Genomic DNA, 10,958 nt, shown 5'->3' with positions numbered 1-10,958 from the left:
CGCCACCGGCGGAAACAACCTTCAACCGAGATCATAATCGCGATGGTGGGGGCAGTTCTTCATGACGCAAAGGGGGCAGTTCCGGATGGCGTTTGACAGTACCACCTGATTGTCCGATTCGGCTGTGAAGTTCGGGCGATTTCGAGGCGCGTGAAGGCGCTGATGGCAGGGGGCGAACGAAACACAGAAGCGGTCCGCCTCCCCCGATGCCGGACCGTAACCCTGCCCGTGGCCGATGACGCTTCGCTATCCCAAGATGGCCAAGCTGAATCCCGATGCCCAAGCCGAGGCTCGCATAGAGGCGGTTGAGCAGTTCGGCCAAGCCGCGACGGAGCTATTACAACTAAATACTGCCGGCCTTTTTCAACAGAATCGGTCAAACTGCGAAGACCTCAGTTTGAGCAAATTTGGTCCGGTGCTCAAAAATGAGCGGACCACGTCTAGCGCCGCAGCTTCACAGATGAGGCAGATGCGGAATTTTTTTAGGCGTGCCTTGGCAAACGCTGGAGCTGAATTCTTGGTTCAGAACTGCCGATGCAGCCTCCTCTGCATCGTACGGAAATATCCATTCCGCCGCTGACATCCAGGCCTGAAATCTTTCCGCCTGACCGCGATCGCCGACAGATCGGTAGAACCGGCCGGCCAGGCGTGAGGCGGCCTGAACGCGACTGGTCCGCGCCAGCCTCATGTCTTGGTAAGCCTTGAGGCGTGCGGGGATCTCGTCGCGTTTCGCGTGTTCCAGCAGGACGGCAAGGGCGAAGCCATCCTCAATGGCTTGCCCGGCGCCTTGCCCGAAATGGGGCACCATCGGGTGGGCGGCGTCGCCGAGAAGCGTCACATGTCCGCGCGACCAATACGGCAAGGGCGCACGATCGTAGATGCCCCAACGAAACGTCTGGTCGAGCGCCGCAATCAAGTCTCGAACGGGCGCATCCCAGCCGTCGTATTCGGCTGCGAGCGATCTGACGTTGCCCGGCGCGGACCAGGTCTCCTCCATGTCGCGCATGCTCGGAACGAAGGCGACGATATTGATCAGCCGCCCCTGCGACACCGGGAAGCAGATGAAGCTGCGGCCATCGCCAATCCACATATTCAGGCCACGCAGCTCCGCGCCCCATGCGAGTTTTTCCGATTGCACCAGGCCGCGATAGGCGACGATGCCTTCGCTGGCAGGGTGCGCCGTCAGGCCGATCTGGCGTTGGACCACCGAATGGATGCCATCCGCACCGATGACGGCGTCTGCATCGCAGATGGCACCATTGGCAAAGACCAATCGCGCTCCGGCTGGCGCTTCTTCGACGGCGATACAACGATGCCCAAACCGGACTGGCGCTTTCACGACACCAAGGAGCATCTCGAGGAACTCGGCGCGGTGAACCTGATAGCTTGGCCCCGTGGACGTCCCGGCAGGGACGGGCTCTCCCTTTGACGTCCGTCGCGTCAGGCCGTGGCTCCTTGTGGTGATCTTCTCGAGTTCATCGCAAAGCGCGGTGCGTTTGAGCAAGATCAGCGCATTTGGAGGGATGGACAATCCGGCCCCGGCCTCCCGCGGCGACCCGGCGCCTTCGAAAACCGTGACGTTCATGCCCCGCGCGCTCAGCGCCAGCGCCGCAGATAAGCCGCCGATCCCGGCCCCGACGATGGCGATCTTCAGTCTGTCCGACATTGATTCGTTCCACACACCAATATCTTCGAAAACGAAAATCTTCAATTGTCGGCGACATCATCGAGCAATACCCATCTAGTTCCGTCGAAGCGGGCCATCCTGGCCTTTCTCCATCCGATCCGGCTCATTGGAGTAACATTGATCGTGATGCCGGGCAGGAAGGTCGGCAATTGAAGTCCTTCGATGCTGGTGGCCTGCTTGATGAGATTTTCCCGCGACAGGTCGTCGCCACATCTCTTCAGGACTTCGACGATGATCTGAGCAGTCGCATAGGGGAAAATGGATTCCTCCAGATCGTCGTTCGGTGCCCACTCCTTCATGAAGGCCCGATACTCGCGCATGCCGGGATCGTCATCCCACATCGGATCCTCTGATGTCTTCAGCCAGAACGCGCTGACCGCCCCTTTCGCGGCTGCAAGTCCGGCAGGACGCAGGACAGCTGAAATGCTGCTGACGCCCGACAGAAGCACATGCTGGACCCTCCAGTTCAGTTCATGCGCCTTGCGGATGGCCTGCGCGGCAAAGCGTGCATTGGAAGCGTGAAACAGCGTATCGGCACCGGAGGCCTTCAGTGCCACGATCTGTGAATCGACCGTGGGCTCCATGATGTCGTAGCCGGCCTCGGCGACTACCATCGTCGAAGCGCGCGATCCGAGGGCCGCCTTGAAGCCGGCCAAATTGCCCTTGCCGAGATCGTCGTTCTGATAGATCACGGCGATCTTCGCGTCAGGCTTGGTCTTCAGCAGATACTCGGCGTAGATCCTGGTCTCGGCCGGCTGCGGCATCATGAACGTGGTCGTCCAGGGCAGGTTCTCGGGGTCGTCGAGCTTCGGCGTGCTGGCAAGCAGAAGGATGTGCGGGACCTGCTTGCTGTTCAGATATTTCGCCACGGCAAGGTTGGTCGGCGTGCCGACCGACCCGACGATCGCAAGCACCTCGTCGTCTTCGACGAGCTTGCGAGTTTGCTGCACCGTCTTCGCCGGCGTGAAGGCGTCGTCGAGCGACACGAGCGTCACCTTGCGGCCGTTGATGCCGCCCGCGGCGTTGATCATCCTGAGATAGGCCGCTTCGATCCGGCCGAAGCGGCTCAGCGACGAGATCGGCCCGCTATAGGGAACTGTCTGGCCGATCCTGATCTCGGTCGCGCTGACGCCGGGGCCATATTTCTTATCCGCCCCGGCAACGGGTGCAGGGCCGGCGATCGCGAAAGTGAGGGTCGCAAGAATCAGGGGCCGGATCATGGAGACGTACCTCGGCTTGGCGGCTTCGATCGGACGCGTTTTGCTATCCCGGACCGTAAGATGATGCTGTACAATCCCTCCTGCGTCCCGAAACTTCGCCGAAATTTTCCGAAAGCAGCATTCCGAGGCGCCCTTGTTGAAATCGTCTCAGCATTCCATTGTCATCGGCGACCGGGTCGTGGACTTGGTCCGTGATACCTTGCGCGACCGGGCCGGCGACATCGTCCCCTTGCGTCCGCGCGCCTGGGCGGTACTGCGGCTGCTTGCGATACGGGCTGGGCACCTGGTCGGCAAGGACGAGATTATGGACGAGGTCTGGTCGGACTGTGAGGTCACGGAGGACTCCCTCGTCCAGGCGATCGGCGACATCAGACGTGCCCTGGGAGACGCCGGCCGGCCGGCTCTGAAGACCCTGCCGCGCCGCGGCTACATGTTGGTGGTCGATGACAAGCCGATCGACGCGCCGGTCGTCTCCGGCAGCACGGTGGAGATCTCTGAGATCGAAGCGCGGCCGGCGTCTTCGCCGATGCCGCATTTGTCGATCATCGTACTGCCATTCGCGAACCTCGGCGGCGACCCCGCGCAGGACTATTTCGTCGATGGCGTAACGGAATGTCTGACGACGGATTTGTCGCGCATTGCCGGATCGTTCGTGGTCGGCCGCAACACTGCATTCACGTTCAAAGGAAGAGCCGTCGATGCCAGGCAGATTGGCCGTGACTTGAACGTGCGCTACGTGCTGGAGGGCTCGGTGCAGCGCGGCGCCAACCGTTTTCGCCTGAATGCGCAGCTGACCGATACTGAGACCGGAGGTCATGTGTGGGCCGAGCGATTTGACAAGGCCGCCGCGGACCTGCTGGACATGCAGGACGAGATCGTGGCGCGCCTCGCCAACACCTTGAACGCCGAACTCATCAAAGCCGAAGCGAGACGCGCAGAACGCTCGCCCCGTCCTGATGCGATGGATTTGTACTTTCAAGGCAGGGCTTGCATCAACAAGGGCGTGACGCCGGTGTTCTTGGCACAGGCGCGGGACTTCTTCGCGCGCGCGCTCGCGCTTGATCCTGGCAACGTTGAAGCGGCGGTCGCCGCCGCCCAGATCGACGTCTCCGTAGCATCAGCCTTCCTGACCGACGACCCATCCGTGCAGTTTGAAGCTGCAGAGACTGCCTTGAATAGGGTGCTTCTTCACGCGCCCTCTCATCCGAGAGCTCACATGCTGCTCGGCGCCGTTCAAATGCAGACCAGGCGCGTACTGAGTGGCATCGCCGAATGCCGACAGGCACTCCTGCTGGATCCGAATTTGGCGGATGCACATGGATTCATCGGACTTGGCAAGTTTCTGCTTGGTCGCGGGGAAGAGGTCGAGGAACACGTCCGGGAAGCACTCCGGTTGTCACCGCACGATACGCGCATTTATCTCTGGTACATGTTCGTGGGGCTCGGCAAATTGAGCATCGCCGCAGACAGCGAGGCCGTCGATTGGTTTCGCCGGAGCATCGAATGCAACCGAAATCACGCGCTCGCCCATTTTCACTTCGCAACCGCGCTGGCGCTGGTGGGAGACGTGCAGGAGGCACGCGCCGCCACCTTAGCCGGCCTTGCACTCGATCCCGGCTTCACCATCCGCCGCTACCGCACCAAGCCTAGAGTCGATAGTCCAGCTCATCTCCGCTTTTATGAGGGGATGCGCCTGGCCGGCGTGCCTGAAGGATAGTTTGAAGGCCAGACAAAACTCGGACCCAGCTTAGTGTCCGGTCGATTGCTCCGGCCTACCAAGAGAATTCCACTCAGGTCAAATCGGCGGTCTAGCTCGCCGCAAGTCGCTTCCGGTCTACCCTCGACAGCCGACACTAGGACGAACTTCGAGAGAGGCAGCATCGGGCCAACAGCAGACAACCAGGCGGGTCCGGTCGACAATTAGCTCTCGCAAAGACCAGCCTTGCGTAGACCTTCAGCAATACGAGTTCTTTGCGCCAGACAAGTCGGATGGTCCGATGGCGAACTGGCGTGAAACTGGTCGATGCTGAAGGCCGGAATGAGAGTAAGCCCCGCCTGCAGATGAGTACGTGCTTCATCGAGCTCCCCGAGATGGGCCAACGCGGCGGCGAGATAGAAATGGACAAACGGCGCAATATTCCGGTTGGTCTGGATGGAGCGCTTAAACCAGTGAACAGCCGCCTCATCGACTCCGAGATACGACTGCGCCACCCCCGCTGTATTCATCCAGGAAAAGGCCCTGTTGTCGCGCGGAGAGAGCCGGAAGGATTCCATGACGTAGGCTTCAGTCTCTTCGGCATGACCCAGATTGCATTTGCCAAGTCCGATCCATGCGTGAGCCGCAGCCAAATTCCGGTCGAGCGCCAGAGACCGTTCACATTCGGCAATGCCTTGAGCGGCTCGTTTGGTGAAGATCTGCACGACGCCCATAAGGCAATGGGCCATCGCGTGGTTAGGAACTTGACCAAGTATCCTCGCCAAGGAAGTTTCGACTACGCGCAGGGGCGCCATCCGGTCGATCAGCATCGACGTAGCCCGCGTGGTATCGACGAACGCCATCCCCACCATAGCATCAAGATTGGTTGGATCGCGGTTGAGAGCCTGTTCGAAGAAGTGTCGTGCCTGCGCCAGGTTGTCAGGGGCAGATCCGCGATTTACGCTTGCCATGCCCTGGAAATAGAAGTCCATAGAATCCACGTCCGGCGCCCGCGCGGCGCGGCGCGCCTCCGCGCTGACGAGTTCAGTTCCCAACTCATTGGCAAGACGGGCACCGATCTCGTCCTGCATATCGAACAGGTCCGCGATTGGTTTGTCGAAACGTTCGGCCCAGACGTGGTTGCCAGTCTCGGTATCAATAAGCTGACAGTTGATGCGCATCCGGCCTCTACCTAACTGCACGGCTCCCTCGAGGGCGTAGCGAACGCCGAGATCGCGTCCGATCTGCTTCAGGTCGACATGCTTTCCCTTGAAAGCAAAAGCCGTATTGCGGCCGATCACGAAGATGCCGGCCACCCGCGAAAGGTCGGCTGTCAGACTCTCCGTGACGCCGTCAACGAAGTAGTCCTGCTTAGGATCGGGACTGAGATTGACAAACGGCAGAACGACGAGCGAAGGCTTGTCATGGGCAGGTCTCAGTAGATCGCTTGTGATAGTTGGCGCCTTCCGATCGGGCGCCTCGTGCACAGTGGCAATGAAGCGGACGCCCTTGTGACGGAAAGTCTTTATGAGGCGCTGCTCGTCTCCGGAATCGCCTATTGCCTTCCGTACCGCGTTCAGGCGCGTGGTCAACGCCACGTCCGAGACGGCGCGACCTTGCCAGATTGCGTTAATCAGATCATCTTTGCTGACGACGCGTTGCCGATTGCAGATTAGATATTCGAGCAGGTCGAATACCTGCGGCGCAACCGCGATTACGTCCGGCCCGCGGCGCAACTCGCGCTGGTCAGTATCAAAAGAACAGCTTTCAAAGAAATAGCGCAAACCACTTCCCCGCAACTGTGATTTATTGGCATGATACCTTCAGACGCAAGGATAAGCTGCCGGTAAGGAAAAAGTAAGCCGACGACCAAGTTCGTCCATTCCTGACCTGATACATCCCAGAGCCCGCGCCGGCGCATTGCCGGCACGGTGCGTGGATCAGGGGTACGAGTGATGATGACGCGTCGTGACGTACTTACGGCGTGGACGGCTGCAGTCGCGGTCTCCGCCGCCGGCCTCGTGCCGCGGGTGCACGCGCAGCCGTTCGCAAAAACCGTGCACATTTTGACAGGCTTCACACCGGGCCTGCAGGACGCGCTCGCGCGGCTCGTTGCCGGCCAAATGAGCGACTATGCTAAAACGATCGTGGTGGAGAACCGCCCTGGCGCAGCCGGTCGCATTGCCGCGGAGGCAGTGAAAGCCGCCGACCCCGACGGATCGACGATGCTGTTCGCTCCACTCGGCTTCATGATGCTCTTTCCACACGTTTATAAAAGGCTGGGGTATGAGCCGCAGGATTTCGCGCCTGTGTCGACCGTGGCCTCGACCCCGACGCTGCTGACCGTCGGCCCGAAAGCGCCTGGGAACGTAACCACGCTCGCGGAGTTCGTCGCCTGGTGTCAGGCCAACCCGAACTTCGCCACCTACGGGACCGCAGGCGCCGGAACGACACTGCATTTCATCGGTGCGATGCTCGGGCGCATCGCGGGATTTGATTTTCTTCACGTGCCTTACCAAGGCAATGGCGCCATCCAGGATCTGGTCAAGGGCGAGATCGCGTCGGCCATCATGCCCGTCGGCAGCTCGCTTGGACTCATCAGATCCGGAGATCTACGTGCGCTGGTGACTACCGGGCCGCGCCGCTGCCCGTTTGTTCCCGCGGTGCCCACGGTGCGGGAGGCCGGATATCCGTCGCTCGAAGATCTGACGTGGTATGGGTTCTTCGTCCCGGCGAAGACGCCTGCCCCAATCGTCCAGAAGCTAAATATGACGATTCAGGCAGCTCTCCTCACCGAGGAGGTGAAATCCGGCATGGCAAAGCTCGCCGTCGAGCCCGATTCGATTGCCATGGACGACTTCGCGCGGTTGATCGCATCTGAGTCAGCGCGGTGGAAGGACATCGTCCGGTCGACCGGCTTTGTCCCAACCGACTGAAATAGGCTTGAGCTTGGGTATCTAGGGAGGGAGCGCATGTGCCAGTTAGCATCTGTGTATGAGCTCGTGCAGTCGCACCGCATCACCGCGGTAATCTATACGGCGGCAATGCTCAATCTTGCCGAGGCAATCGGCGGTGAGACGAAGTCGGTGGCCGAGCTCGCGAGCCTCGTGTCCGCCGAGGAGAGTGCGTTGCGGAGACTGCTCATTACCCTGACGACACTTGGCCTCTGCAGGCAAGCCGAGCAGGGCCGGTTTGCCATGACCGATCTCGGGCGGCAGCTCGACCGGGCTGGCGATCCCTCTTTCAAGGACTGGGTTATCTTCGAGGGTGAAATGCTCATGCAGTCCTGGAGCGGTTTGCTCGCTTCGGTCCGTACCGGCAAAACCGCGGCGCAGCTGCGGGGCGATGGCGACGATCGCTATGCTGCAGCTGGCAATCCGCCGGAGTGGACCCGTCGGTTCAACGCCGCCATGGTCAGCCTCACGCGGTCAATTGTTCCAAAGATCATCGCGGCTCACGATTTCTCGGCCGCGCGCATAGTGATGGATGTCGGCGGCGGCACCGGCGAATTGATCGGCGGGGTGCTTCAGCACACCCCGCATCTTGAGGGTGTTGTGTTCGACCTGGCTCGCTGCGAAGCAGAGGCTTGTGCGCATTTCGAACGGCTCGGTATCGCCGATCGCGGCCGATTCGTGGCCGGCAATTTCTTCGAAGAAATTCCGAGAGGCGCCGACACGATCCTGATGAAGAGCATCCTCCACAATTGGAAAGACGATCGTTGCGAGGTCATCCTGCGCAATTGTAGGGATGCATTGCCTGCGGGCGGAACCTTGATCGCAATCGAACGGATCATGCCCGATGCGATAGCTGGACCGGAGAGCCTTTCTTGCGCCATGAGTGACCTCAACATGCTGCGGGGACCTGGTGGCCGCGAGCGCACGGAAGCCGAGTATCGCAAGCTGGCCGCATCGGCCGGCTTCAGGTTAATCGGGACGGCAGATGTTGGCGTGTTCAGTCTAATCCAGTTCAGAAGCGGCGAGAACTAGGGAAACTGCCCCATTGCTCCGACCCACGACCGTTAGGGGGGACACGTGAGCCCGCATCCGCCAATTCTGAGTCCGTTTCGGGTCAATCGCTTCGGCTTGCCCCTCGGCGGGTCACTTCCGGCGTACGCCGCAATCCGGACATCTCGTTGCGCTGTGCCAAGGGACGTGATGGGCCACAAGCCGCCTCTCTCCCACTATAGTAGAGACTGCTGAAACGGAGAGAACATGAACGTGTCAGAAATCATTCGACGAGCCATCGAAATCGGCCGACCTGACGGTAAGATTACCTTCGATGAGCTGAATGAGCTGTGTGACAGCCGAGTATTGGACCCCAAAGACATTGACCGGTTTCTGAACGCCCTTAGCGAAGCAGGAATTTGGATTGAAGGAGACTGAAGGTCTGCAACGGGTCAAAATGCGAAGAACTCGACGTGAGCAAATCTGGTCCGCCATGCCTTGCCAAGCAGACCTCAATGACCTGGACCGCAACTTCGCTGATGGGCCGGTGGCGGATCTCAGAGAGCCTCGCCAACGGCAGCTGGGCAGATGGCCATCTCAGCCAAGTACCGGTCCCGGTTGGGTCCTCAACGGAAAGCGCGAGGTCTGCTGTATTCATTCACCCCTTTTGTTTCTCTTTTGCGCTTCTTCCATCGGAGCTTTTAGAGCGTTCTTCGAAGCGATCAGCGCCCTTGGCCAGGTCGTGTCCCGTCTTGCTCTCGTTTTTCGCTTCTTCCTTAGCAGTCGCGTCGCGCAAGCCTTCAGCGGCCCGTTCCCCCGCTTTTGATGATTTCCGTTCGTCATCCATTGCTGGCTCCTTCCTGAAAAAGACGCCTCCCCGGAAGCTATCCTGGTTTGGACGTACGACGTTCCAATCAGATCGCCTGGACATTGTTCCTGGTTCCGTTGAGGCTCTCAGTGGAGCCGCGGCAAGTACTAGCCGAACAGCAGAAGCCGACATCTGCGCTCAGCACGCTTCGACGCTCGCAACAGCGCTCGGAATGTCCGCCTTGGGTTTCGGGCCTCCCATCGCTCGAATTGCACGCAAGTACGTTTCCAATCGTCTGAAGGCGGACGCAGGATCGGAAGGGTTCCAGGCGGAAAATGACCAGCCTCACGATTGAGGAGGTCACCATGACCGATGCTCTGAGCGCTACCCCTGCCGCTTCGAAACGCACCCCGTGGAATAAAGGAAAGATCGTCGGCGCGAAGCCACCCCTCCGTCCCAAGCATGTCTGGTCGATCCGAACCAAGCTCCAGGTCGAAGGCCGGATGCGAGATCTGGCGCTGTTCAACGTTGCCATAGATAGTAAGCTTCGCGGCTGCGACGTGGTAGCGTTGAAAGTGGATGACGTTGCGCCAGGCGGATATGCAGCCGACCGCGCGAGCGTCCGACAGAAAAAGACCGGCCGACCTGTCAAATTTGAACTGACGGAATCGACCCGTCAGGCGATCGACGACTACTTGCGGGTGACCGGCAGAAAGTCAGGCGAATACCTGTTCATTGGTCGGCGGCGGACTGGGCACATGACTACCCGCCAGTATGCCCGGCTCCTATCACACTGGATCGCTGACATTGGACTAGACCCGCACCTGTTCGGGACGCATTCCCTCCGTCGGACCAAGGCGACCTTGATCTATCGTCGAACCGGTAACCTGCGAGCCGTGCAGCTGCTCTTAGGGCACACCAAGATCGAGAGTACGGTTCGATATCTCGGCATCGAGGTCGACGACGCCCTCGCGATAGCAGAACAAGTTGACGTCTGAATTCGAGAGCAGAGCAGACGCGCTCTGCTCTGCTCTCGCAGACCGCTCCGGGCCGATTTTGTTGAAAAAGGCGGCAGTTGCGACTCAGAGATATCAGTGATTCAGTCTGTCTAATTGGCAGGACTGAAGATCATGATGGGGCATCGAAGTCGAACAGGCTGCTTTGTTCTATGAGTTCTCGCTCGAGAAGCATATTCCCGCCGACCATCTCTTGAGATCGGTCGACAGGTTTGTCGATCTGCAAGAGATCAGGCAGGACCTGGCACCCTTCTACAGTAGCATCGGCCGACCTTCGATCGATCCTGAACTGATGATCCGGATGCTCCTGATCGGTTACTGCTTCGGCATCCGACCGGAACGGCGCCTGTGCGATGAGGTTCACCTCAAGCTGGCCTACCGGTGGTTCTGCCGGCTCGGTCTGGATGGGACGGTGCCCGATCATTCGACATTCTCCAAGAACAGGCATGGCCGCTTCCGGCAGAGCGATCTCTTCCGTCGCGTGTTCAAGAGCGTGCTGCGGCGCTGCATCGAGGAACGACTGGTCGGCGGTGAAGGATTTGCAGTCGATGCGAGCCTAATCAAGGCCGATGCCAATCGGCAGAAGG

9 protein-coding genes and 1 pseudogene are annotated in these 10,958 nt (G+C 59.9%); 6 read left to right on the top strand and 4 right to left on the bottom strand.

The window, feature by feature from the left end; genetic code table 11:
* Positions 1-454 precede the first annotated feature (454 nt).
* Positions 455-1,711: an FAD-dependent monooxygenase gene (locus tag IVA96_RS13995; RefSeq protein WP_247417873.1), complete on the bottom strand. Its 1,257-nt coding sequence runs from the start codon at positions 1,709-1,711 to the stop codon at positions 455-457.
* Positions 1,708-2,907, bottom strand: coding sequence for an ABC transporter substrate-binding protein (locus tag IVA96_RS13990; RefSeq protein ID WP_247417870.1), 1,200 nt, complete (start codon positions 2,905-2,907; stop codon positions 1,708-1,710). The genes IVA96_RS13995 and IVA96_RS13990 overlap by 4 nt, the downstream gene beginning before the upstream one ends.
* A gap of 133 nt (positions 2,908-3,040) precedes the next feature.
* Here IVA96_RS13990 and IVA96_RS13985 point away from each other — a divergent pair, with 133 nt between their 5' ends.
* Positions 3,041-4,624, top strand: coding sequence for a winged helix-turn-helix domain-containing protein (locus IVA96_RS13985; RefSeq protein ID WP_247417867.1), 1,584 nt, complete (start codon positions 3,041-3,043; stop codon positions 4,622-4,624).
* Positions 4,625-4,827: 203 nt separating this feature from the next.
* Here IVA96_RS13985 and IVA96_RS13980 read toward each other — a convergent pair whose 3' ends face one another.
* Positions 4,828-6,387, bottom strand: a complete 1,560-nt coding sequence (locus IVA96_RS13980) for a winged helix-turn-helix domain-containing protein (RefSeq protein WP_247417863.1) — start codon at positions 6,385-6,387, stop codon at positions 4,828-4,830.
* A 171-nt stretch (positions 6,388-6,558) separates the two neighbouring features.
* Here IVA96_RS13980 and IVA96_RS13975 point away from each other — a divergent pair, with 171 nt between their 5' ends.
* The 3 genes from IVA96_RS13975 to IVA96_RS13965 all read left to right on the top strand — a co-directional run bounded on the left by IVA96_RS13975 (position 6,559) and on the right by IVA96_RS13965 (position 8,985).
* Entirely contained in the window at positions 6,559-7,539 is a 981-nt protein-coding gene (locus tag IVA96_RS13975; protein ID WP_247417860.1) for a tripartite tricarboxylate transporter substrate binding protein, read from the top strand.
* A 36-nt stretch (positions 7,540-7,575) separates the two neighbouring features.
* Positions 7,576-8,589: a methyltransferase gene (locus IVA96_RS13970; RefSeq protein WP_247417857.1), complete on the top strand. Its 1,014-nt coding sequence runs from the start codon at positions 7,576-7,578 to the stop codon at positions 8,587-8,589.
* 225 nt (positions 8,590-8,814) lie between these two features.
* Positions 8,815-8,985 carry an RNA polymerase sigma factor region1.1 domain-containing protein gene (locus tag IVA96_RS13965; RefSeq protein WP_247417855.1) on the top strand — a complete coding sequence of 57 codons (171 nt, stop codon included), beginning with the start codon at positions 8,815-8,817 and terminating at the stop codon, positions 8,983-8,985.
* Positions 8,986-9,205: 220 nt separating this feature from the next.
* Here the strand turns inward: IVA96_RS13965 and IVA96_RS13960 are convergent, their stop codons facing one another.
* The gene (locus tag IVA96_RS13960; RefSeq protein WP_247355921.1) at positions 9,206-9,394 is read right to left on the bottom strand and encodes a hypothetical protein; all 189 of its coding nucleotides are present in this window, start codon (positions 9,392-9,394) and stop codon (positions 9,206-9,208) included.
* Between the two features lie 326 nt (positions 9,395-9,720).
* On the opposite strand from IVA96_RS13960, the gene IVA96_RS13955 reads away from it, so the two are divergent.
* Both IVA96_RS13955 and IVA96_RS13950 read left to right on the top strand, forming a co-directional pair.
* Positions 9,721-10,353, top strand: a complete 633-nt coding sequence (locus IVA96_RS13955) for a tyrosine-type recombinase/integrase (RefSeq protein ID WP_247417853.1) — start codon at positions 9,721-9,723, stop codon at positions 10,351-10,353.
* A 132-nt stretch (positions 10,354-10,485) separates the two neighbouring features.
* Positions 10,486-10,958: pseudogene (locus IVA96_RS13950) on the top strand (transposase); the annotation flags it as partial.

The organism is Bradyrhizobium sp. 159, from assembly GCF_023073795.1.
GTDB lineage: Bacteria > Pseudomonadota > Alphaproteobacteria > Rhizobiales > Xanthobacteraceae > Bradyrhizobium.
The sequence above is the reverse complement of the archived record's forward strand: the minus strand, read 5'-3'. Positions and strand labels throughout refer to the sequence as shown.